We start from the raw sequence: 25,030 nt of genomic DNA, 5'->3' as shown, positions 1-25,030 counted from the left end.
CATGCCCACCCTGTTCCTGCTGGCCCTGCGCAACATGTTCGCTCACCGGGAGCGGGCGCTGCTGCTGCTCGCCATCGTCGCGGGCGCCAGCGGCGTGCTGGTGCTGTCGGTGGCGCTGACCGCGGGCGTCGCGGCCTCGCACCGGGAAGCCATCGCCACCTTCCTGAGTGGAGAGCTCAACGTCGGCGGCTACTTCAAGGTCCACCCCGACAGCATCGCCCCGGTGATGGGGGACGCGGTCCGGGTGCGTGAGGTGGTGACGCCGCTGGTGCCCGAAGGCTGCGCGCTGCGCGAGCGCGGCCGCGGACGCGCCACCGTGGGCGTGGGGCGCCGCCGCTTCGAGTCGTACCTCGTCTCGGTGGATGTGGCGGGAGAGCGCGGCGCGCACGGCGGCTTCCGCATGAAGGAAGGCAGCCTGGATGCGCTGGCGAAGGCCCGCACGGTGGTCCTCTCCTCCACGGTGGCCGAGCGGCTCCAGGTCGGACGTGGGGACATCGCCACGCTCTTCGCCCAGCCCGCGGGCTCGCTGCGGCGCAACGCCGTGGACGTGGAGGTCGTCGCCATCCTGGAGAACGCCGGACTGCTGGGCGGCTCCTCCGGCATCCTCGTCTCCAACGACACGCTGCGGGAGCTGGAGGGGTACCGCCCGGGCTCCGCGGGAGTGTTGCAGCTCGTGTGTTCCGTGGAGGCGCGGCCCGATGACCCGGACGCGCTGGGCGGCACGTGGCGCGACGCCCTGCGCGCCTCGGGCTTCGAGGTGCTCCCCGCGCTGAACGAGGCCTACGGTGACAAGCTGGGGCCCATGCTGCGCGAGGGTTGGCGGGGCCAGCGGCTGGACGTCAGCACGTGGCAGGACGAGTCCGCGTTCCTGTCCTTCGTGACGAACGGCCTGGCCGCCTTGTCGGTGCTGCTGGGGATGGTGGTGCTGGGTGTCATCGTCGTGGGCCTCTTCATGGCGCTGAGCGTGGCCGTGCGCGAGCGGACGCGCGAGATTGGCGCCCTGCGTGCCATGGGCATGCAGCGCGTTTCCGTCGTCGGGCTCTTCCTGTTGGAAGGGTTGCTGCTCGGCTTCGTGGGCTCGGTGAGCGGCGCCTCGCTGGCATGGGCCTTCTGCGGCCTGCTCCGAGGCCATGTGGCGCTGCCCGCGCCGCTGGTGAATCTGTTCTTCAGTTCCACGCTGCCGTTGGAGGCGGGGCCCGGCGCGGTCGTGCTCGCGGTGGTGCTCGTCACGGGCGCCGCGGGTGTCGCGGCCGTCCTGCCCGCCTTCCGTGCCGCCTCGTTGTCACCCCGGTCCGCCATGGAGTCCTTGTGAGCCACTTCTCCGCATCCCTCCACGGGTTCGCCGCCGCGTTCTCCCTGCTGCTGTCCGCGCCGATGGTGGCCTCTGCCGCGGAGAAAGCGTCCCCGCCGACCGCGGCGCCCCAGCCCTCGGCCGTGGAGGTGCTGAAGCAAATCGACGCGCGCATGTCCTTCCAGAGCGACTACCGGGGCACGGTGCGTCTGCGCGAGCTGCGCAAGGATGGCACCGAGCACCTGATGGAGCTGGAGGTCTACCGGCGCGACTCCTCGCGGGACTTGCTCATCTACGTCACCAAGCCCCGCCACCTCGCGGGCGGCGGGTACCTGCGCATCGGCCGCAACCTCTGGGAGTACGAGGCCTCCACCGGGCAGTGGCAGCGCACCACCCAGCGAGGCAACATCGTCAACACCGTCTCCTGTGAAGAGGACTTCGACCGCTCGCAGTTGGCGGAGAACTACGACGTGAAGGACGAAGGCATGGAGGTCGTCAGCGGCACCTCCTTCCGCAAGCTCCACCTCACCGTGAAGAGCGGGCGGCTCGTGTCCTTCGAGCAGCTCCGGCTCTGGGTGGACCCGAACTTCAACATCGTGAAGCGCATTGGCTACGCGCCGTCCGGGCGGGTGCTGCGCTCCGACGTGATTCGCAGCTACCAGGCCATCAAGGACCCCTTGGCCGCGAAGGTCGTCTATCCCTACAAGGAAGTGCTCGAGGTCGAGGAGTCGACGGGCTCGCAGTTCACGGTGCGCTACGACGACGTCGTGCTGGGCGCGCTGAGCCCCAACATGTTCACGAAGACATGGCTGGAAGGGCGGGTGCGCTAGGCCGCGCACCCCGCCCGCGTCTCTCTACTTCGGGAGCAGGGCAATCAGCCGCCGCGCCAGCTCCTCCACCACGGGGGGCCGAATCAACGTGGCGTGGGCGCCCGGCAGCGTCACCAGGTCGAGCTGCTCGCGGGGCAGGTGCTGCTCCCAGCCGAACGTCTCGTTGCCGAACTCGGCCAGCGTCGCGGCGCTGCGGATGAGCAGCGGGCGGACGGTCCGGGGCGCCTGGACCGTCCATGCCGCGGCCTGCGGGGTGAGCACCTCGGCGAGGACGCGGCCGACGCGGGCCAGGTCCTTGCCGGAGAAATGCGGCGACGCGAGCCCCGTCGCGCGGGCGCGCTCGGCCACCCGCTCCCACTGCGCTTCGAGGGACAGTGGGGCCAGCTCGTCAGGAAGCTGCGCGTCGAACACGCCGAACACCTCGGAGATGGCCAGCACGGGCTCCAGGTGCTGCGCGGGCATCGTCGCGCGGATGATTTCCGACGTGAGCGTGTCCACCACGGCGAGCAGTTCAACCTGCTCACCTTGGGCTTCCAGCGCCGCGGCCACGCCCATGGCGGGGTAGCCTCCGAAGGAGAAGCCGAGCAGCCGGTACGGGCCCTGGGGCTGGATGGCGCGCACGTCCCGGGTGTAGGCGGCCACGCGCGCGTCGAAGTCGGGCAGCGGCCGGTCGGGTGCCAGCGTCTCCGGCGCCTGCACGCCGTAGCACTGGAAGTGGGGCTCCAACTGGGGCACCAGCTCCCGGTAGTGGTAGACCTCGCCGTCTCCGCCGTGGAACAGGAAGAGCGGCACGGCCGTGTCCGGAAGGCCCCGGCTGGCCAGCCGGACGATGCTGCCAGGCGTCGCCTCCTCGCTCAGGAACTCCTGGATGGCGTCCACGGAGTCCTTGAGCACCGAGCTCTGGAACAACAGGGCCAGGGGCAGCGGCACGCCGAAGGCATCCTCCAGCCGCGCCAGCAGTCGCATGGCGAGGATGGAGTCGCCTCCCGAGGTGAAGAAGTCGTCGTCCACCGTGACGGAGGGCCGCTCCAGCACCTCCTGCCACAGCCGGTGGAGCGTCATCTCCAGCGTCGAGCGGAAGGGCGTCTCCATCCGTGGCGTCTCCACGTCCGGCGTCGCGGAGGCGATGGGCGCGGGCTCGGAGGCCGCTTCGGGGGATGGCAGCGCGTGGCGGTCCACCTTGCCGTTGGCGTTGAGTGGCAGCGCGTCCATCACGATGAAGGACGCGGGCACCATGTAGCCCGGAAGCCGCGCCACGACGTGTTCCCGGAGTGCTTGCGGCGTCACCTCGGAGACGGGGCCCTGCACGTAGGCGCAGAGGGACTGGACGCCCGCGGCGGTGCCGTGCGCGACGACGACGGCCTCCTCCACGCGCGCATACCGCCGCAGACAGGCCTCGATTTCAGCGAGCTCGATGCGGAACCCGCGAATCTTCACTTGATGGTCCGCGCGGCCGAGGAAGCGCAGCCGCCCGTCTGGCTGCAGCCGGGCCAAATCCCCCGTCTGGTACATGCGCGCGCCGGGCGACGCGGCGAACGGGTCCGGAATGAAGCGCTCGGCCGTCGCGGCGGGCGCCTCCAGATAGCCGCGCGAGAGCGCGACGCCGCCGATGTAGACGTTGCCAGTCAGTCCCGGCGCGACGGGCGCCAGGTGCTCATCCAGCAGGTAGAAGCGCACCTGGGGAATGGGCCGGCCAATGGGGAAGGTGGCGGCGCTGCCCAGGCCCTCGGCGCCGGGGATGTCGCAGGTGGCGGAGGTAATCGTGCACTCGGTGGGGCCGTAGACGTTGACCCAGGGCGCATGCGCGCCGCCCACGCGCACCCAGGCTTCATACGTCTCCCGCTTGAGCACGTCGCCTCCGGGCGCCAGCAGCCGCAGCCGCGCGGGGAGCCGTTGCCCCATCGTCTCCATCTGCCGAATCCACTCCTCGATGTACGTGGGGGGCAGACTGATGATGCTGATGTCCAGCGCTTCGAGGAGCGGCGTCATCGCGTGGGCGGGCACGAGCCCGCTTCGCAGCACGACGGTGCCACCCGTCGCGAGCGGCGGATAGAGGTCCTCGGCCGCGGCGTCGAAGGTCAGCGGCGCGAACTGGAGCATCCGGTCTCCGGGCCGCAAGCCGAAGCGCTCGGCGATGGCCAGGTTGTGGTTCACCACGGAGCGGTGCTCCACCATCACGCCCTTGGGCTCACCCGTGGAGCCGGAGGTGAAGACGATGTACGCGAGCTGCGCGTCGAAGACGGCGCGCGGCCCTGGCTCGAGGTCCTCCGGGACGGCCTCGGGTTGCGGCGGCACCTCCACGTTCGGCACGAGCCCCTGGTGCTCGGCCAGCACGGCTTCGTCCACCCAGAGCCGCTTCAGGCCCGTGCGCTCCACCACGGTGCGTTTGCGCGCCTCGGGCCAGGTGGCGTCCAGTGGCACATACGCCCCGCCGGCCTTGAGGATGCCCAGCATCACCGCCATGGCCTGCGCTGAGGGCTCCATGATGATGCCCACGCGCTCCTCGGGACGCAGCCCCTGCTCCACGAGCCGCCGTGCCAGCAGGTTGGCGCGGGCGTTGAGCTCCGCGTAGCCCCAGGTCGTCGCGCCGTGCGCCACCGCGGGGGCCCTGGGCGTGCGCCGCACCTGGGCCTCGAAGAGGGTGTGGATGCAAGCGCCGGGGGGAATGGCCTGGGGGCCTCCGTCCAGCGCCGCGAGCACCTCGGCGCGCTGCTGGCTGGACAGCATGGCGAGCCGGGACAGCGGCGCGTCGGGTGCGCGGACCGCGGCGCTGACGAGCTGTTCGAAGGCGCGCGCCATGCGCTCCCCGGACGCGGGTGTGAGCAGAGCGCTGTCGATGGCGACCAGTCCCTCCAGGGCGCCGTGGGCGTCCTCGACCAGGCTGACCACCACGTCGTAGGCGGGGATGACGCCGGGCACGTCCAGCTCCGAGACCTGGAGCCCCTCCAGCGAGGCCATGCCCGCGGTCTCCATCATCAGCAGCGCCTGTGCGAGTGGCGGAGCCGTGCGAGGGCCCTCCGGGAGGAGGGCATCCGAGATGCGCTTGAAGGGCACATCCTGGTGCGCGGCGGCATGGGCCACCACGGACTGCGTGCGTTGCAGGAGCTGGCGGAACGACGGGTTGCCCGACACGTCCGTGCACAGCGGCAGGACGTTGGCGAAGTACCCGACCATCTGCTCTGTCTGCGGCAGCGTCCGGCCCGAGAATGGGGAGGCCACCACCACGTGCCCCTGGCCACTCATGCGGTGCAACCAGGTTTGCATGAGAGCCAGCACGGAGGCGAAGCGCGAGACGCCTGCTTGCCGCGCCACGTCCTTGAGGGCCTCGGCTTCGCTCGCGGGCACGGAGACGCGCACCGGGTGCATGTTGGCGTTGAGGGCGGGCGCGCGCCGAGGGAAGTCCAACGGCAGGTCCAACACGGGCGGCGCGTTCGCGAGCGCGAGCCGCCAGGAGGCAAGGCCGTCGTCTTCCCGCTTCCGTGCCTCCTCACCGCGCTGAGACAGGGCGACATCGATGTACTGGAGCGGCGCCGGAGACAGCAGCGGACTCACACCGGTGAGGGCCGCGCGGTAGGCGCTGCCCAGCTCACCCATGAACGCGCGGAGCCCCAGACCGTCGGTGACGAGATGGCTGACCGCGATGATGAGCACGTGCCGCGTGCCGTCCGCGTTCATCCGGAGCAGCTCGAAGCGGTACAGCGGCCCCTGGGCGACGTCGAAGCGCAGATGGTCATGCCGGTTCAGCGCCTCGCGCGCCGCCCCCTCGGCCTCGCCGGGCGGCAGGTGCGACACGTCCCGCGACGACAGGATGGGCTGGGCCGTGGGGCACACCCGGACGAAGAGCGAGCCGCGCTCCTGGACGAACACCGTGCGGAGCGTCTCGTTGCGCTCCACCACCGCGGTAAGCGCCGCCTCCAACGCGTCGACGCGCAGCGGGCCTTCGAACACCAGTCCCAGGGTGATGATGTAGGGCGGGGCCTCCGGGAGCTGGAAGGCGTACCAGAGGCGTTCCTGGACAATGGAGGCCGGCAGCGCCTCGGGCCGGGGAGGCGCCACGTCAGCGGCGCGCTCCTCGGCGGGAGGCGCGTGGGAGATGGCGAGCGCGAGCCCGGCCACCGTGGGGTTCGCGAAGAACGCGCTCAGGGCCAGCCGCACGCCCAGCTCTTGCCGGAAGCGCGCCACCAGCCGCGTGGCGCTCAAGGAGTGTCCGCCACGCGAGAAGAAGTCGTCGTCGCGGGAGACCTGCTCCACGTCCAGCGCCTGGCGGAACAGCCGGGCAATCAGCACCTCGGTCGGGCCGCGCGGCGGCTCGCCTTCCACCTCGTCAGCGGGCGTGACTGGCAGGTCGCGCAGGTCCAGGGCCTTGCGGTCCACCTTCCCGTTGGCGTTGAGCGGGAGCGTGGGCAACAGCACCACGCGGCTGGGCACCATGTACGCGGGCAGGTGTTGTCCCAACTGCTCGCGCAGCTCGGAGGCCTGGACCTCCGGCGCGCTGGTGACGACCCACGCGACCAGCTCCTTGTCCCCCGGGCGCCGCTCACGCGGGGTGACGACGCAGGCACGCACGGACGGCAGCGCGGCCAGCGTGGCTTCAATCTCCGCCAGCTCGATGCGCATGCCGCGCACCTTGACCTGGAAGTCCGCTCGCGTGACGAACTCGAGCACGCCGCCCGCCCTCCGGCGCCCCAGATCTCCTGTCCGGTACAGCCGCGCCCCGGGCTCTCGTGAGAAGGGGTTCGGGACGAAGCGCTCCGCCGTCAGCTCGGGGCGGTGCCGGTAACCCCGGCCGACGCCGAGACCGCCGATGTAGATTTCGCCCACCACGCCGGGAGGCACGGGCAGCATGGCGTCGTCGAGCACGTGAACCTCCATGCCGCGCTTGGGGCGTCCAATGGGCGTACTGCTGCCTTCGGGCGCTTCACGGAGCAGGTGCAGCGTGGCCGTGTCGGAGCACTCCGCGGGCCCGTAGGCATTGACGAGCGGCACGCCCGGATAGCGCTCGAACCAGCTCCGGCAGACGGCGGGGGGCAAGGCCTCGCCAATGGTGGCCATGCACCGCAGCCTGGCGAACCTGGGCGGGGCCTGGGTGGTGTCCTCCAGCAGCGCTTGGAGCACCGACGGCACCAGCTCCACGACGGTCGCGCCGGACGCTTCCAGCTCCGCCGCGAGCTGCTGGGGCTCCCGGGCGACGTCGTCGGGAATCAGATGCGTGGTGGCGCCTCGCGTGAACGCGCCGAGCATCTGCCACACGGAGATGTCGAAGCTCAACGCGGCCGTCTGCGCGATGACGTCGTCTTCGCGCACCCCGAGCCCCTCGCACATTCCGGCGATGTGATTGTGCAGGCCCTCGTGGTGGACCATGACGCCTTTGGGAACGCCCGTGGAGCCCGAGGTGAAGAGCACGTAGGCGAGTGAGTCCGGCGTTGCGCGAGTTTCAAGTGGCTCGGCGCGCTCCGCTTCGCAGCCATCCAACGAGAGCCGCTGAGGCCGCGCTTCGGCGGGCACCAGCGCGAGTGCCTCCTCGACCTGCTGCGCGAGCCCACCTGTCGTCAGGACGAACGGCGCCTGGCTCTCACGTAGCAGTTGGGCAATGCGCGCGGGCGGAAGCCGGACATCCAGCGGGAGGTGTGCGCCGCCCGCCGTGTGTACGGCGAGGACGGCGCGAACGAGCGCCTCGTCACGGGGCCCGACCACGGCCACCAGCGACTCCCGCGCGACGCCCTGGGCCACCAGCAGCCGCGCGGCTCGGTTCGTCCAGGCCGAGAGGTCGCCATAGGTCCAGGCGCCACCTGGGAAGGACAGCGCCACGCGCTCGGGGACACGCCGTGCCTGTTCGGCGAAGGCGTCATGCGTGCAGTCCGTGGGCGGCGGCACGTCGAGGAACCGGGCCTCCTGGAGTGCTGCCTCGCGCTCGGCGGCTGTCAGCATCGAGAGGCGGGAGACCGCCGTCTCGGGCGAATGGAGCGCGCCTTCGAGGAGCTGGAGGTAATGGCCCAGCATCCGTTCGATGGTCGCGGCTTCGAACAGGTCGGTGTTGTACCCGATGTTGAACCCGAGCCCGCCGGAGTCCTCGGTCGCGAACAAGGTGAGTTCGAACTGGCTCGTTCCCGTGTCGAGCGACAGGGATTGCGAGTGCAATCCTGGGAGGACCTCACCCTGGACATCATCCGCCCGGTTCATCTCGAACAGGGCCTGCACCAGCGGCGAGTGCCCCAGGCCGCGCTCCACCTGGAGCGCCTGAACCACGCGCTCGAATGGCGCCGCCTGATGGGAGATGGCTTCCAGGACGGTGGTGCGCGCTTGCGCGAGCAGCCCGGTGAAACTCAGCCCGTGGGTCATGCGTCCGCGCAGGACGACGGTGTTGATGAAGAGACCGACGACATCATCCGTGGCGGGATGCGTGCGGCCGGAGACCGGGGTGCCGATGCAGAGTTCGTCCTGCCCCGAGTAGCGCTGGAGCAGCACGGCGAAGGCGGCGTAGAGCGCCATGAACGGCGTCACCTGGTGACGCTTGCAAGCCGTGTCCAGCGCGCGAGTCAGCTCCTCGGAGAGATGCCGGCGCTGGCTGACGCCACCTCGGTCGCCCAGGACCGTGGGCCGAGGCTTGTCCCATGGAAGCGTGAGCAGCGTGGGCGCACCTGCGAGCTGCCGCTGCCAGTAATCGAGATGGGCCTCTTCATGCGCCCGCACCTGGGACGTGCGCTGCCAGGAGGCAATGTCCGCGGCGGAGTGCGCTACGGGAGGAAGCGCGGGCCGTTGGTTCTGACGAAGAGCGTCGTACGCGAGCCACAGTTCCCGCTTGAGGACATCGAGAGACAGTCCGTCGACGAGGATGTGGTGGAAGACGAGCAGGAGGACGTGATGCTCGTCGCCGAGACGGAAGAGGTGGAAGCGGTAGAGAGGCCCGTGTTCGAGCGAGAAGGAGCGGGAGGCCTCCGAGCGCATTCTGTCCCAAGGGAAGTCCAGGACGTCCTCGACGTGAAGGACGAGGGGAGGAGTTGGGGCGAGGCGAAGAGAGGGCCTGCCTTCCTCGGAGACGAAGACGGAGCGGAGGGAGGCGTGTCGCTCGAGAAGGAGGCGGAGTGCGGAGTCGAGGGCGTGGAGGTGGAGCGTGCCGCGAAGCTCGACGGCCTCGGGGATGTGGTAGGCGCGCAGCTCAGGCTGGAGCTGGTGGAGGAACCAGAGGCGCTCCTGGGAGAAGGAAGGGAGGAGCGGCTCAGCGGAGGGGCGAGGCGAGGGAGAAGGGAGAGGAGGGACGCGCGCGAGCTGGTGAGAAGAGATGACGCGAGCGAGGGCCTCGACGGAGGGGGAGGAGAAGAAGGAAGCGAGAGGAAGCTCGACGCCAAAGGACTGGCGAAGCCGGGAGACGAGGCGAGTGGCAGTGAGGGAGTGGCCGCCGAGAGAGAAGAAGTCCGAGTGGCGGGAGACTCTGTCGAGTCCCAGCACCTGGGCGAAGAGAAGCGCGAGCAACTCTTCGACAGGCCCACGAGGAGGCTGGTGCGAGTCAGCGTCAGCGACTTGCGGAAGCGGCAGCGCGACAAGCGCAGCGCGGTCGACCTTGCCGCTGGAGTTGGCAGGGAGCGCCTCAAGAAGGAGGAGGTGCGAGGGCACCATGGCGTCGGGAAGAGAAGCCGCGAGTGCCCGGCGAAGAGAGGGGACGTCAGCGCCCGGAGCCGCGACGAGGTAAGCGACGAGCGTCACCTCGCGAGACGCGGCGGAGTGGGCAACAACGGCGGCCTGACGGACACCTGGGAGACGGAGGAGCGCGGCTTCGATTTCCTCAAGCTCGACGCGGACACCACGCACCTTGAGTTGGAAGTCGGTGCGTCCCAGGTAGGAGAGCGTGCCGTCAGGATTCCAGCGAGCCTTGTCGCCGGTTCGGTAGAGGCGCGCACCCGGGACGTCACTGAAGGGGTGGGGGATGAAGCGCTCGGCGGTGAGGTCGGAGCGGCCACGGTAGCCTCGGCCCAGGCCCTCTCCGCCGATGTACAGCTCACCCGGGACGCCGATGGGCGTGGGCTGAAGCACGTCGTCGAGCACATAGAGCAGACACCGCTCCATGGGCGGACCCAGATTCACCGGTGTGCCCACGGAACAGAGCGTCGCTGTGACACCCATGGTCGTTTCGGTGGGCCCGTAGCTGTTGACGAGGAGTGTCTTCGTCAGCGCCAGTTGTTGCACGAGGCTGTCGGGTAGGGCTTCACCGCCCACGACCAGGACGGACAACCGTCGAATCGAATCGAGGGCACCTGGCTCGTCAATCGCGGTCGCCAGCGAAGTGGGCGTGATGACGATGTGCGTGATGCCGTGATGAGCGATGTCTCGTCCCAGTCCCAGTGGCCCCACCTGACGGAGCACCACGCGAGCGCCACGTGTCAGGCTGAAGAGCAACTCCTCCAAGTGCATGTCGAAGGAGATGCTGCTGGAGGCCGCCCAGCAGTCTCCCGGAGCAGGACGGTAGTGAGCGTCATACGCATCAAGCGCATGGACGAGGTTGCGCTGAGTGAGTTCAACGCCCTTGGGAGCACCGGTGGAGCCGGAGGTGTAGAGGACGTAGGCGAGGTTCTCCGGTCGGGCACGGACGGGCGTTGCCAGGGCCGCGCCAGGACGTTCCGAGTCCTGGGGCTCGACGATGGGGATGCCCGCGCCTTCGCCGTCAAAGAGCGAAGGACGTGAAAGAACGAAGAGGGCGCCGGACTGGCGAATGATGAGCGAGCGTCGAGCCGCCGGATGCGCGGGCTCCAGCGGGAGACACGCCGCGCCCGAGAGGTGGACGGCGAGGAGCGCGACGACACAGTCCGCGGAGCGTTCAAGGCAGACGCCAACGACAGACTCAGGACGAGCCCCCAGCGCGGCGAGATGCGAAGCAAGGAGCGAAGCCCGAGCCGAGAGCTGGGAGAAGGAGAGCGAGCCGTCGGATGTGACAAGGGCAACAGCGTCCGGCGTCCGAGCCGCCGAGGCCAGGAAGAGGGAAGCAAGCGTCGCGTCGCTGTCGAAGGGGCGCCGTGCGGCGTTGAAGTCGAGGAGCACCTGCTGGCGCTCATCGGCGCTCAACAGGGAGTGCGCCGCGACAGGGAGGCCGGGCTGCGCCAGTGAGTGCTCGAGCAGTCGCAGGTATTGGGCCAGCATTCGCTCGGCCGTGGCCTGTTCGAACAGCTCGGTGTCGTACTGAAGGAAGAGTTCAAACCCTTCAGCGCTTTCGGAGACGCTCACACTGAGGTCGAACTGGCTGGTGCGGTTGTCGACGAGAACCGGCCGAGCCGCGAGTTCGGAGAAGCCAGCGCCCAACGTCTGCTCAGCCCGGTTTAGATCGAACAGAACCTGGAAGAGCGGCGTCTGATTGAGGCTGCGTTCGACCTGCAAGGCTTCGACGACACGTTCGAAGGGGGCAGCCTGGTGCGAGAACGCATCCAGGGCGGTAGTGCGGACCTGCGCGAGGAGGTCGGCGAAGGACGCGCCAATGTCGACGCGGGTGCGCAGGACGACGGTGTTGATGAAGAGGCCGACGACATCGTCCGTGGCGGGGTGCGTCCGGCCCGAAACCGGAGTGCCAACACAGAGTTCCTCCTGCCCCGAGTAACGCTGGAGCAGGACGGCGAAGGCGGCGTAGAGCGCCATGAACGGCGTCACCTGGTGCTGGATGCAGACCGATGCGAGGCCTTGAGTGAGGGCAGGTGACAGCCTGCGCGGGCCACAGATGGCGCCGCTGTGAGCGCTCACGCGAGGGCGAGGTCTATCGAGCGGGAGCGTCAGCGTGGCTGGCGCACCACGGAGCTGGTGTCTCCAGTAGTCGAGGTGCGCGTCTTCGTGGGACCGAACCTCTGGCGTGCGTTGCCACGCGGCGATGTCCGCGGCGTTGAGCGAGAACGCAGGAAGTGAAGGCGTCCGCTGCTGCGAAAGCGCGGAGTACGCGAGGGCAAGCTCGTGGAGAAGGATATCGAACGAGCGCCCGTCGACGAGGATGTGGTGGAAGACGAGCAGGAGGACATGGTGCTCGTCGCCGAGACGGAAGAGGTGGAAGCGGTAGAGAGGCCCGTGCTCGAGAGAGAAAGAGCGAGAGGCCTCCGAGCGCATTCTGTCCCAAGGGAAGTCCGGGACGTCCTCGACGTGAAGGACGAGGGGAGGAGTTAGGGCGAGGCGAAGAGAGGGCCTGCCTTCCTCGGAGACGAAGACGGAGCGGAGGGAGGAGTGTCGCTCGAGAAGGAGTCGGAGTGCGGAGTCGAGGGCGTGGAGGTGGAGCGTGCCGCGAAGCTCGACGGCCTCGGGGATGTGGTAGGCGCGCAGCTCTGGCTGGAGCTGGTGGAGGAACCAGAGTCGCTCCTGGGAGAAGGAAGGGAGGAGCGGCTCAGCGGAGGGGCGAGGGGAGGGAGAAGGGAGAGGAGGGACGCGCGCGAGTTGGTGAGAGGAGATGACGCGAGCGAGGGCCTCGACGGAGGGGGAGGAGAAGAAGGAGGCGAGAGGAAGCTCGACGCCGAAGGACTGTCGAAGCCGGGAGACGAGGCGAGTGGCAGTGAGGGAGTGGCCGCCAAGGGAGAAGAAGTCCGCGTGACGAGAGACTTTGTCGAGTCCCAGCACCTGGGCGAAGAGAAGCGCGAGCAACTCTTCGACAGGCCCACGAGGAGGTTGGTGCACGTCAGCATCAGCGACTTGAGGAAGCGGCAGTGAAGAGAGGGCAGCGCGGTCGACCTTGCCGCTGGAGTTGGCAGGGAGCGCCTCAAGAAGGAGGAGGTGCGAAGGCACCATAGCGTCGGGAAGAGAAGACGCGAGTGCCCGGCGGAGAGAAGAGACGTCGATGCCCGGGCCCGCGACAAGATAGGCGACGAGCGTCACTTCGCGAGAAGCGGAGGAGTGGGCAACAACGGCGGCCTGACGGACACCAGGGAGCCGAAGGAGCGCGGCTTCGATTTCCTCAAGCTCGACGCGGACGCCGCGCACCTTGAGCTGAAAGTCAGTGCGTCCCAGATAGGAGAGCGTGCCGTCAGGATTCCAGCGAGCCTTGTCGCCAGTGCGGTAGAGGCGCGCACCCGGGACGTCGCTGAAGGGATGGGGGATGAAGCGCTCGGCGGTGAGGTCGGAGCGGTCACGGTAGCCTCGGCCCAGGCCCTCTCCGCCCGCATAGAGTTCGCCTGGGACACCCACGGGGACGGGTTGCAGCGACGCGTCCAAGACGTAGATCGGGCAGCGATCCATCGGACGGCCCAGGCTCACCGGGCGATGGGGCACGCACACGTCGAGGGCGATGCTGACGCTCGTCTCGGTGGGCCCATAGGCGTTGACGATGCGAGTCGACGTGAACGCCAGTTGTCGCACGAGGCTGTCTGGCAGTGCCTCTCCGCCAGTGACGACAACGGACAGTTGCCGAAGGGCTTCAGGGGCGCCGGCTTCCTCGAAGGCCGCAGCCAGCGAGGACGGCGTGATGACGATGTGGGTAATGCCGTGTTGGGCGATGTCGCGTCCCAGCCCAAGCGGCCCCACCTGCCGAAGCACCACGCGAGCGCCACGCGTCAGGCTGAAGAGCAACTCCTCCAAGTGCATATCGAAGGAGATGCTGCTGGAGGCCGCCCAGCAGTCTCCTGGCGCCGTTGCGTAGAGGGCGTCAAAGGCCTCGAAAGCGTGGACGAGGTTGCGCTGAGTAAGTTCAACGCCCTTGGGAGCACCGGTGGAGCCGGAGGTGTAGAGGACGTAGGCGAGGTTCTCCGGCCGGGCACGGACGGGCGTTGCCAGGGCCGCGCCAGGACGTTCCGAGTCCTGGGGCTCGACGATGGGGATGCCCGGGCCTTCGCCGTCAAAGAGTGAAGGACGTGAAAGAACGAAGAGGGCGCCGGACTGGCGAAGGATGAGCGAGCGTCGAGCCGCCGGGTGCGCGGGCTCCAGCGGAAGACACGCCGCACCCGAGAGGTGGACGGCGAGGAGCGCGACGACGCAATCCGCAGAGCGTTCAAGGCAGACGCCAACGACAGCCTCAGGACGAGCCCCCAGCGCGGCGAGATGCGAAGCAAGGCGCGAAGCCCGAGCCGTGAGCTGTGAAAACGAGAGTGAGCCCTCGGAAGTGACAAGGGCAACAGCGTCCGGCGTCCGAGCCGCCGAGGCCAGGAGGAGGGAAGCAAGAGTCGCGTCGCTGTCGAAGGGGCGCCGGGCGGCGTTGAAGTCGAGGAGCACCTGCTGTCGCTCATCGGTGCTCAACAGGGAGTGCGCCGCGACAGGGAGGCCGGGCTGCGCCAGTGAGTGCTCGAGCAGTCGCAGGTAATGGGCCAGCATTCGCTCGGCCGTGGCCTGTTCGAACAGCTCGGTGTTGTATCGGAGGTAGAACGCGTAGCCGCCCGCCGCTTCGACGGCGGTGAGGCTGAAGTCGAACTGGCTGGTGCGGTTGTCGACGAGAATCGGCCGAGCCGCGAGTTCGGAGAAGCCAGAGCCCAATGCCTGCTCAGCCCGGTTCAGGTCGAACAGAACCTGGACGAGCGGGGTGTGATTGAGGCTGCGCTCGACCCGCAGTGCATCGACGACGCGGTCAAAGGGGGCTGCCTGATGTGAGAACGCGTCCAGGGCGGTGGTGCGGACCTGCGCGAGGAGGTCGGCGAAGGACGCGCGAGTGTCGACGCGAGTCCGCAGGACGACGGTGTTGATGAAGAGGCCAACGACGTTCTCGGTGGCGGGATGCGTCCGGCCCGCGACGGGCGTGCCGACACAGAGTTCCTCCTGCCCCGAGTAACGCTGGAGCAGGACGGCGAAGGCGGCGTACAGCGCCATGAACGGCGTGACGTGGTGCTGCTTGCATACGGCATCCAAGGCGCGCGAGAGCGCCTCGGAGAGCCGATGCCGTTGGCTGAAGGCACCTCGGTCGCTCAGGACCGCGGGGCGAGACCCATCCGTGGGCAGCGTGAGCAATGCCGGCGCGCCCGCGAGTTGCTGCTTCCAGTAGTCGAGGTGCGCGTCTTCATGTGCCTGCACCTGGGGCGTGCGTTGCCATGAGGCAATGTCCGACGCGGTATGCGCCACGGGTGGCAGCGAGAGGGGCTGGTGTTGGCGAAGGGTGTTGTATGCGAGCGCCAGCTCTCGCTTGAGGATGTCGAGCGAGAGGCCGTCGACGAGGATGTGGTGGAAGACGAGCAGGAGGACGTGGTGCTCGGCGTCGAGGCGGAAGAGGTGGAAGCGGTAGAGCGGTCCGTGTTCGAAGGAGAAGGGGCGGGAGGATTCCTCCAGCAGCCGCGCATGGGGGAAGTCTGAGGCTTCTCCAGAATGGGGCTGGACGTCCTCGACCTGGAGGACGGTGGAAGGAATTCGCGCGAGGCGAAGAGAGGGCCTGCCTTCCTCGGAGGCGAAGACGGAACGGAGGGAGGCGTGTCGCTCGAGAAGCGCACGGAGCGCCGAGTCGAGGGCGTGGAGGTGGAGCGGCCCGCGAAGCTCGACGGCCTCGGGGATGTGGTAGGCGCGCAGCTCTGGCTGGAGCTGGTGGAGGAACCAGAACCGCTCTTGGGTCGCTGTGGGCAACCCAGATTCTTGTCCACCGCCGCGGGCGGGCTCCGGCAATGGAGGGACGCGCGCGAGCTGGTGAGAAGAGATGACGCGCGCGAGGGCCTCGACGGAGGGGGAGGAGAAGAAGGAGGCGAGAGGAAGCTCGACGCCGAAGGATTGGCGAAGCCGGGAGACGAGGCGAGTGGCGGTGAGGGAGTGGCCGCCGAGAGAGAAGAAGTCCGAGTGGCGGGAGACTCTGTCGAGTCCCAGCACCTGGGCGAAGAGAAGCGCGAGCAACTCTTCGACAGGCCCACGAGGGGGCTGGTGCGAGTCAGCGTCAGCGACTTGCGGAAGCGGCAGCGAAGCAAGGGCAGCGCGGTCGACCTTGCCGCTGGAGTTGGCGGGGAGCGCCTCAAGAAGGAGGAGGTGCGAAGGCACCATGGCGTCGGGAAGAGAAGACGCGAGTGCCCGGCGGAGAGAAGAGACGTCGGCGCCCGGAGCCGCGACGAGGTAGGTGACGAGCGTCACCTCGCGAGAAGCGGAGGAGTGGGCAACAACGGCAGCCTGACGGATGCCGGGAAGACGGAGGAGCGCGGCTTCGATTTCCTCAAGCTCGACGCGGACGCCACGCACCTTGAGCTGGAAGTCGGTGCGTCCCAGGTAGGAGAGCGTGCCGTCAGGATTCCAGCGAGCCTTGTCGCCAGTGCGGTAGAGGCGCGCACCCGGAACGTCGCTGAATGGATGGGGAATGAAGCGCTCTGCGGTGAGGTCGGAGCGGCCACGGTAGCCCCGGCCCAAGCCCTCTCCGCCGATGTACAGCTCACCCGGGACGCCGATGGGCGTGGGCTGGAGCGTGTCATCGAGCACATAGAGCAGACACCGCTCCATGGGCTGTCCCAGGTTGACGTGTGCATCCACGGTGCATCGCTTCGCCGTGACGCCCAAGGTCGTCTCGGTGGGACCGTAGCTGTTGATGAGGCGCGTCTTCGTCAGCGCCAGTTGTTGCACGAGGCTGTCAGGCAGTGCCTCGCCACCGGTGACGACAACGGACAGTTGTCGAAGGGCCTCGGGTGCGCCGGGTTCCTCGAAGGCGGCGGCCAGCGAGGACGGCGTGATGACCATGTGGGTGATGCCGTGTTGGACGATGTCCCGTCCCAGCCCCAGGGGCCCCACCTGACGCAGCACCGTGCGAGCACCGTGCGCCAGACTGAACAGCAGCTCCATCATGTGCATGTCGAAGGAGATGCTGCTGGTGGCTGCCCAGCAGTCCCCTGGCGACGTGTCATAGAGCGCGTCGAAGGCGTCGAGCCCATGGACGATGTTTCGCTGCGTGAGTTCGACCCCCTTGGGCGCGCCCGTGGAGCCCGAGGTGTAGAGGACGTAGGCGAGGTTCTCGGGTCCAGCCCCCGTGGGCGTCGCCAGCGCGGCGTCAGGGTGTGAAGCGTCCTGAAGCTCGACGATGGGAACGCCCGGGCCTTCGTCGTCGAAGAGCGAAGGCCGAGAGAGAACAAACAGAGCGCCCGACTGACGAAGGATGAGCGCCCGTCGAGCCGCCGGGTGCGCGGGCTCCAGCGGGAGGCACGCCGCGCCCGAGAGGTGAACGGCGAGGAGCGCGACGACACAGTCCGCGGAGCGCTCGAGGCAGACGCCGACGACAGACTCAGGACGCGCCCCCAGCGCGGCGAGATGCGAAGCAAGGCGCGAAGCCCGAGCCGTGAGCTGTGAAAACGAGAGTGAGCCCTCGGAAGTGACAAGGGCAACAGCGTCCGGTGTCCGTGCCGCCGAATCCAGGATGCGGGATGCGAGGGTGGTGTCCCCGTCGAAGGGGCGCGTCGACGCGGGGCGCCCGCGCACCAGGTGTTGCCGCTCTGCGCGCGTCAGCAGCGAGAGCTGGGATACGCGCGTCTCGGGCGCATGCAGCGCGTCGGTGAGGAGCTGGAGGAAGTGAAGCCGCATCCGCTCGACCGTGGCGTCGTCGAACAGGTCCGTGCGGTAGCGGAAGAAGAAGTCGTAGTGCTCGCCCGCCTTGTAGACGAACAGGGCGAGGTCGAAGGCGCTGGCCGCTGGAGCGAGGTGCAGGTCCTCCGCGTCCATTCCTGAGAACGCGGACGACAGCGGGTGCTCCCACCGGTGCATGTCGAACAGGACCTGGAACAAGGGCGTCTCGCCGATGTGCCGTTCGACTTGCAGCGCGTCGACGACGCGGTCGAACGGGGCCTGCTGATGCGTGAAAGCCTCCAACGCAGTGGCGCGAGCCTGCTCGATCAGCTCGGCGAAGGACGCGCGCGTGTCCACGCGCGTGCGCAAGACCACGGTGTTGATGAAGAGACCCGCGACCTGTTCCATGGCGGGGTCGGTGCGGCCCGAGACAGGCGTGCCGACACAGAACGCGTCTTGGCCCGAGTAGCGCTGGAGGAGAACGGCGAAGGCGGCGTACAGCGCCATGAAGGGCGTCACATGGTGACGTCGGCACGTGGCGTCCAGTGCGCGCGTAAGCTCTCGGGAGAGCCGTTCCCTGCGCGTCACGGCGCCTCGGTCGCTCAGGACGGCGGGACGTGGTTTGTCCGTGGGCAACACGAGCCGAGAGGGCGCTCCGGCGAGCTGCTGCTTCCAATAGGCGAGGTCCGCCTCCTCGCGGGCCTTCATCTCGGGGCCGCGCTGCCAGGCCGCGACGTCCGACGCGTCCCATTCCGGGGCCGCGAGCGCGGGCGTCTGCTGGGCGCGGAAGGCCTGATACATCACTCCCAGCTCCTCGAAGAGGATGCCCAGCGTCGCGCCATCCATCACGATGTGATGAATCACCAGCAGCAGCACGTGATGCCGGGCGTCCAGGCGGAAGAGGACGAAGCGGTACAGGGGCCCCTGCTCGATGGAGAAGGGGCTCGAAACCACCTCCTCCATGCGGCGCCACGCCAAGGCCTTCACGTCAGCGGACGCGGAGAGGTCCTCCACGTGCAACACGGACGCGGGCACGTCGAGACGCTCGCCTGGGACAGGGCGTCCCTCCTGGGAGACCAGCGGGATGCGCAGCACGGGGTGACGCTCCAGCATCTCCCGCAGCGAACGCTCCAGGGCCGGGACATCGAGCTCGCCTCGGAGCTCCACGGCCTCCGGGTGGACGTAGGCCCGCAGCTCCGGTTGGAGCTGATGCAGGAACCACATGCGCTCCTGCGACGGAGTCACCTGGGCGGCGGACCCCTCGGGGCGGCGAACCAGGCCAGGCGGAGGCGCGGTGTCCGCTCGGGTGTGCTTGGACACTTCGACCGCCAGGTCCATCACGGTCGGCGACGCGAACATGGCCGCCAGGGGCAGGTTCACGCCGAAGGTCTGCCGGACACGGGCCACCAGGCGCGAGGCGCTCAGGGAGTGGCCTCCCAGGGTGAAGAAGTCCGCGTCGCGCGCAATCACCTCCAGGTCGAGCACCTGGCAGAAGAGCTGGGCGAGCAACTCCTCCATCTCGCCGCGCGGCCTCTGCCCGGGGGCGAGCGCCGCGTCCTGAATGGGAGGCTTCAGGGCCGCGAGCGCCTTGCGGTCCACCTTGGACTGCGGCGTGAGTGGCAGGGCCTCCAGCACCACGATGACCGAGGGCACCATGTACTCGGGGAGCTGCTCCCCCAGCGCGTCGCGCAGTACGCCCGGTTCAATCACCTGGCCCGTGGCGGGCACCACGTACGCCACCAGCCGCTTCTCACCGGGCGTGTCCTCATGGGCCACGACGGCGGCCTCGGCCACGGACGGGTGGAGGTGAATCGCGGTCTCCACTTCGGGGAGCTCGATGCGGAAGCCGCGGACCTTCACCTGCGCGTCCAACCGGCCGACGAACTCCAGCACGCCCTCTTCGCGCCAGCGCACCAGGTCGCCGGTTCGATACAGCCGCGCGCCCGGAATCCCACTGAGGGCGTCCGGAACGAAACGCTCGGCGGTCATCCCGGGCTGCTCCAGGTAGCCACGCGCGAGCCCCACACCTCCGATGTACAGCTCGCCCGGCTCACCCTTCGCGGTGGGCCGGCCCTCCGCGTCGAGCAGGTACAAGCGCGTGTCGCCAATGGGCCCGCCAATGGGCACCGAGGTGCCCGCCTGGCTGGCGTCCCGCATCGGATGGCAAGTGGCGAAGACGGTGCTTTCGGTGGGCCCGTAGGCGTGGACGACACGAATGCCCAACGTTTCCAGCACGCGGCGGAAGTGCGGCGCGGACGCGACGTCGCCGCCCGTGAGCACCTGCTTCAAGGGCCGCAGGACGTCCAGGTCGTGCTCCACCACCTGGGTGAAGAGCCCCGTCGTCAGCCACAGCGTGGTGACGCCCGAGTCACGCACGGCGCGGCCCAGCTCCTCGAGCGACGGCGCCCGAGGCGGCATCACCACCAACCGCGCGCCATGGAGCAGCGCGCCCCAGATCTCGAACGTGGAGGCGTCGAAGGAGAGCGGCGCGAGGAGCAGCAGGGTTTCGTCAGGGCCGAAGTCCGCGTAGTCGACCCCCAGCAACGTGCGCAGCACGCCCTGGTGGGGGGTTCCCACGCCCTTGGGCTTGCCCGTGGAGCCAGAGGTGAAACACACGTACGCGAGCGTGTCTGGCAACGCCCGGGACGCAGGCACCTGGGGGGCTTCCTCGGAGAACGTCACTTCGTCCAGCAGCAGCGGTGTCAGGCCTTCCGTGGGCAGCCTGGGCAGGTGCGCCTGGGTGGTGACGAGCACCTTCGCGCGGGTGTCGGCCACCATCGAGACGAGCCGCTCGCGGGGATACGCGGGGTCCAGGGGCACGTAGGCGCCGCCCGCCTTGAGGATGGCGAGCATGGCGATGACGACCTCCAGCGAGCGCTCCAGGCAGAGCGCCACGCAGGTGTCGGTGTCGACGCCGTGCTCGCGGAGTCGCCACGCGAGCTGGTTGGCGCGCGCGTCGAGCTGCCGGTAGGTGAGCCGGTCGTCTCCGAACTCGATGGCAACCTTGTCGGGGAAGCGGGCCACCACCTGGGAGAAGGCCTCGGGCAGGGTGGTCGCGGAGAGGAAGGGTGCGGTCATGGACGAGGTGCCGGTACGAAGGAAAGAAGAGGTCACAGACGCAGGCGGAGGTTCAGGCCCACGCGGAACAGGCCCATGTCCTCGCGGGGCAGCTCCGCCACGCTCAGGTCGGGCTGAAAGCGGAACTCGCTGCCGCTCGCGCCGAAGGGGGCTTCCACGAAGCCAGCCACGGCCACGTTGTCCTTGCTGAAGCTGAGGTCGAGCCGGCCCAGGTACGAGGCGTCGCTCACGTTGCCGAGCGCCGTGAGGGACACGGTCGGCTCGTAGTTGCTGCGCGCGGTGACGGACAGTTGGGCCAGGCCGTACATGCGCCCGAAGAACAGCGGGCGGTAGTCACCGGTCGTCTGCAGCCAGGTGAGGAGGCCCCGGTCGTCGGAGCCGAGCTGGTTGTAGAAGCCCTCCAGCCGGAGCACCGTGCGGTAGGTGTCGGCGACGCGGAGCTGCGCGGCGATGCCGCCACTGGCCTGGACCTGGAAGCCCGTCCGAGGCCGCACGACGAAGCCCTCGTCGCCACGGGTCCAGAGCCGCAGGTCGGAGTCCTGCACCAGCGCCACCTCGGCGTTGAGGTCGAACACGCCGACGCCCAGCGAGTAGTCCAGGCCGTAGCGGGGGCGGCGGCGCTCCAGGAAGGCCGCGGTGGCGATGAGCTCGCTCGTCCCCAGCGCGACCTCCGCCCGGACCGCGCCGCCGTAGCGGATTTGTGGCAGGCCTCCTTCGGGCGTGTCCTCCAGGTTCGCGGTGCCCACCACCCACAGGTTCGCCGCGAGCGATTCGAAGGGGATGTTGACCTTCACCATGTCCACACCCGTGCGCAGGTCGAAGACGCCCAGCGGGTCTGGATTGGGGGCGCGCAGGAAGTCGGTGGGGTTCCAGATGCGCGAGCTGCCCCACTTCACGTGCTGCCGTCCCGCGGTGACGAACACCTGTTCGAACAATCCGAAGTACAGCCACAGCTTGTCGAGGTTCGTCTTGGGGGTGGAGAAGTTCGGGTCCAGCGGGTCGTAGATGAGCCGGCCCACGACGTAGGTGCGCAGGTTCTCCTGCGGCCGGAAGTCGAGGTAGACGTCGACGAGCGCCGGAAACACAGGCTGCGCCACCGTGGCCGAGTCGGAGGCGCGCCGGGTCAACAGCACGTCCGCGCGCTGGAAGTAGTAACCGCCCAGGGTGAGCACGTCCGGGCGCGCGGTGCGGAACGTCTCCGGCTGGGGCGTGTCCTTGGGCTCGTTGAGCGGCGGAGGACCGGTCGTCACCGTCCCCGACGCAGGGCCCGTCTGCACGGTGTCTTCGCCGGCGATGGTCGCTGGACGCAGCTCGGCGAACGGCGAGTCGTTTGTCTCCGGCTCGGAGGACGTCTCGGCAGGCTGCGGCGGGGTGGGGGCGTCATCGACGGTCGCGACCTCCACCGGGGCGGGCCCGGGGACGTTCGAGTCCACGCGGCCGTCCGGGTTCTCCGGTACGGTCGCTGGCTCGGGCTCGTTCTCGACCTCGGGAGGCGCGATGTCGGCGCTGCGTGCCTGACGTCCGCGCCCGCGAGGCAGGTACGCAAGCGATTGCACGTCGCCGTCGCTGAAGAACACCGCGAGCCCCCGCGCGACGTAATGGAAGTAGGGCTCGTTGCGTGACGAAAGCTTCACTTCGTAACAGGACGCCTTGCGGGAACCCGAATGTGAGCATCCAGGTCCGAACATCCGCTCCACGGTGTCTCGAGTGGGCACCGTGCCAGGAAACACGTCGATGCGGCGCAGGCGTCTGGATTTCGTCTCCAGGTGGAAGTGCGCGCGCCGTGTGCCCGAAAGCGCCTCCTCCCCTTCGTAGATGAGCACGAGCTCACCGGGAGCGGACTGCTCACGGGTCGGTGCTCCGAAGAGGCCGCGGACCTGCTGCTCCGTGCTGGTGCCGGGCTGTGCCTTCTTCCATGGCTCCGCGAAGGCCAGTCCTCCGGAAAGGAGACTCAGGAGGGCCAGGAGACGGATGAAAGGGGCGGGCATGGAGTGTTGCCGGACTCTAGCGTACCCCCACGGGAGCGCGTCATCGGCGCCTCCGTGTTACCTGTCGAATGCCCCAGCCACACTCCCGCTGCGCGTTGCATCGCGTTATGCATGTTTCACGGAGACATGACATGCGTCCCATGGGTTGACACGCGACCCTGGGTTCTCCGAGCATCTGCGCGCTTCTCGAACGGAGGATTCATGGCGTCGGAAGAATCGCTGTCGCGCGTTGCCGCGGATGAGTCGTCGGTTGCTTCCACCGCGCCGGATGCTGCTGCTCCCGCGGAGAAGCTCGACGAAATCGAGGAGATCGATTTCCTCCTGGAGGAAATCGAGAGCAAGATCGCCCCGCTCGCACTCGCGTGAGCATGGACCGCGACGTTCGCCCGTACCATGAGGCCTTCGCGGCCTTCTGGCACCCCGTCGCATTCTCCAGCGAGCTCGGGGAGCGTCCGCTCCCGGCGCGGCTCCTGGAGACAGACCTGGTCGTCTGGCGCTCGGAGTCTGGGGTCGCCGCGACTCAGCGTTACTGTGCCCACCGTGGCGCGGACCTGTGTGGTGGAACGCCCGTGGCGGACGGGCTCCGGTGCGCGTTTCACGGCTGGACGTACGGGCGGGATGGACGCTGTGTCCGTGTTCCCTCGCAGCCCGCCGCCCCCATTCCAGACAGAGCCCGGCTCGCGTCGTACCGATGTATCGAGCGCTACGGCCTTGTCTGGGTATGTCTCGCCCCCGAGCCCGCCGCGCCTCTTCCCGAATGGCCAGAGCTGGAGGATGGCAGCCAGGCCGTGGTGCCGCTGCCGCTGCTGGACTGGGATGTCTCCGCCGGGCGCATGCTGGAAATCGTCCTCGACGTCGCCCACCTGTCGTGGGTGCATGACGGCACCTTCGGCAATCCCGCGCAGACGGAGGTCCCGGCGTATGCCGTCGAACCGCTGCCCGGAGGCCTGCGCGCGCAGATTCGGTACCCCGCCTTGTCGCCGAGCATCGACGGCGTTCCGCCCCGGGTGGATCGCACGACGCTGACCTACGAGGTGACCTTCCCGTTCACGGCGCGGCTGCACTTCAAGCCGACGCTGTTCTACACGCACGCCGTCTACGCGGTGGCCTCGCCCGTGTCGGAAGTGAAGATGCGGTGTTTCTACTTCGCGTCGTATCACCCGAAGATTCGCAACTTCGCGGACATGTTCGTGAAGTCGGAGCTCGCCATCCTGGAGCAGGACCGTCGCGTCGCGGAGGCGCAGTCTCCCAAGGCACACCCGCTGGATTTCGCGGGTGAAGTCCACGTGAAGGCAGACCTCCTGCCCATTGAATACCGCCGCGCCGTGGCCGCCCTCCGCAGGGGGCAGCCGTTGGCCGGACCTGTCATGGAGTGAGGGACGCCGCATGCATCCAGGGGGATGGAAGGTCCGCATCGCGGCCGGAGCACTGATGTTGGCTGGCGTCGCGTGTCCTCGGTGTGAGCCGGACTCGAAGCGCGAGCCCGCCACCCCGCCGGCCGCTGCGAGGCCTGCGCCGGTGGACGCCAACGCGGCGAAGCTGGAGCGAGGGCGCTATCTGGTGGAGGCGGTGCTGGCGTGTGGCGCCTGCCACTCGGAGCGGGACACCACCCGGTACGGCGGCCCCGTCCAAGGCGCGCCGCTGGCGGGGGCCTGCCAGGGCCCCGAGTGGGGTTTCCCCGGCCGCGTCTGCGCGCCCAACATCACCTCGGATGCGGAGCACGGCATCGGCCGCTGGACGGACGAGGAGCTGCTGCGCGCCTTGCGCGAAGGGAAGGGGCGCGACGGCCGGACGCTGTTCCCGTCGATGCCCTATCTCGTGTGGCGCTCGCTCTCCGACGAGGATGCGCACGCCGTGGTGGCCCACCTGCGCCAGGTGCCCGCCGTCGCGCGCGCCACGCCGCGCACGGAGATTCCCGAGGCGGTGTACGCGGACATCCAGGAGCTGGCCCAACCCCTCGAAGGTCCGGTCCCGGCTCCAGACGCGAGCGCACAGGGGCAGTACCTGGCCACCATTGGCCAATGTGCCCTCTGCCACGGCGGAATGGGGCCGGACGCCCAGCCCTTCGAGGGGGGCGTCCCCGTGCCGACGCCGTATGGGCCGGAGACGGTGCCCGGACTGTTGCCGCACGGCGACGTGCTGCGCGGGCTCGGGGAAGACGCCTTCGTGGCGCGCTTCACGGCCTGGAAGGACGTGGCGCCAGCCCCCAGCCGGGAGGGGCAGGTCAACAAGCTCGTGATGCCCTGGGGCTTCTTCGCCCGGATGCACGAGGACGACCTGCGCGCCGTGTACCGGCACCTCCAGAGCGTGCCGGCCCCGTCCGGGACGGCGGCTCACCCGGGCGAATGACGCCGCCGGTTGTTGGCGTCTCTCCGGGTTGAGCGATAAGATTCTCAGATTCTTACCCGCCTGATGCCCTCCCCGACCCCCAGGGGGGCCCTGGGCCCGAGTCC

General features: G+C 69.0%; 7 protein-coding genes. 5 read left to right on the top strand and 2 right to left on the bottom strand.

Annotation, left to right across the window (positions count from 1 at the left end; translation table 11 throughout):
* The first annotated feature begins 1 nt into the window (after window position 1).
* A complete protein-coding gene (locus tag A176_RS26090) occupies window positions 2–1,312 on the top strand; it encodes an ABC transporter permease (RefSeq protein ID WP_002638229.1) in 1,311 nt (436 codons plus the stop codon).
* Entirely contained in the window at window positions 1,309–2,121 is an 813-nt protein-coding gene (locus A176_RS26085; protein WP_002638228.1) for an outer membrane lipoprotein-sorting protein, read from the top strand. Before A176_RS26090 ends, A176_RS26085 begins: the two co-directional genes overlap by 4 nt.
* Before the next feature lie 24 nt (window positions 2,122–2,145).
* Here the strand turns inward: A176_RS26085 and A176_RS26080 are convergent, their stop codons facing one another.
* Together A176_RS26080 and A176_RS26075 are read right to left on the bottom strand one after the other, a co-directional pair.
* Window positions 2,146–20,589 (bottom strand): non-ribosomal peptide synthetase, encoded by an 18,444-nt coding sequence (locus A176_RS26080; RefSeq protein WP_021781044.1) that lies wholly within the window; start codon window positions 20,587–20,589, stop codon window positions 2,146–2,148.
* Window positions 20,590–20,621: 32 nt separating this feature from the next.
* Window positions 20,622–22,577 (bottom strand): hypothetical protein, encoded by a 1,956-nt coding sequence (locus A176_RS26075; protein ID WP_002639334.1) that lies wholly within the window; start codon window positions 22,575–22,577, stop codon window positions 20,622–20,624.
* Between the two features lie 201 nt (window positions 22,578–22,778).
* On the opposite strand from A176_RS26075, the gene A176_RS38840 reads away from it, so the two are divergent.
* The 3 genes from A176_RS38840 to A176_RS26065 are packed head-to-tail and all read left to right on the top strand — an operon-like array spanning window position 22,779 to window position 24,926.
* Window positions 22,779–22,943 carry a Xan family putative trans-acting RiPP leader peptide gene (locus A176_RS38840; RefSeq protein WP_002639333.1) on the top strand — a complete coding sequence of 55 codons (165 nt, stop codon included), beginning with the start codon at window positions 22,779–22,781 and terminating at the stop codon, window positions 22,941–22,943.
* Between the two features lie 2 nt (window positions 22,944–22,945).
* Window positions 22,946–23,953 carry an aromatic ring-hydroxylating oxygenase subunit alpha gene (locus tag A176_RS26070; protein ID WP_021781045.1) on the top strand — a complete coding sequence of 336 codons (1,008 nt, stop codon included), beginning with the start codon at window positions 22,946–22,948 and terminating at the stop codon, window positions 23,951–23,953.
* Window positions 23,954–23,963: 10 nt separating this feature from the next.
* On the top strand, window positions 23,964–24,926 hold the full coding sequence (locus A176_RS26065; protein WP_002639331.1) for a c-type cytochrome: 963 nt from the start codon (window positions 23,964–23,966) through the stop codon (window positions 24,924–24,926).
* Window positions 24,927–25,030: the final 104 nt, after the last annotated feature.

Source organism: Myxococcus hansupus, from assembly GCF_000280925.3.
Lineage (GTDB): Bacteria > Myxococcota > Myxococcia > Myxococcales > Myxococcaceae > Myxococcus > Myxococcus hansupus.
Note: the sequence above shows the minus strand (reverse complement) of the source record. Positions and strands in the feature narration are given on the sequence as shown.

Coding starts and splice junctions, on each gene's coding strand:
- A176_RS26090 (WP_002638229.1), top strand. CDS start 2: ATGCCCACCCTGTTCCTGCTGGCCCTGCGCAACATGTTCGCTCACCGG.
- A176_RS26075 (WP_002639334.1), bottom strand. CDS start 22,577: ATGCCCGCCCCTTTCATCCGTCTCCTGGCCCTCCTGAGTCTCCTTTCC.
- A176_RS26070 (WP_021781045.1), top strand. CDS start 22,946: ATGGACCGCGACGTTCGCCCGTACCATGAGGCCTTCGCGGCCTTCTGG.
- A176_RS26065 (WP_002639331.1), top strand. CDS start 23,964: ATGCATCCAGGGGGATGGAAGGTCCGCATCGCGGCCGGAGCACTGATG.
- A176_RS38840 (WP_002639333.1), top strand. CDS start 22,779: ATGGCGTCGGAAGAATCGCTGTCGCGCGTTGCCGCGGATGAGTCGTCG.
- A176_RS26080 (WP_021781044.1), bottom strand. CDS start 20,589: ATGACCGCACCCTTCCTCTCCGCGACCACCCTGCCCGAGGCCTTCTCC.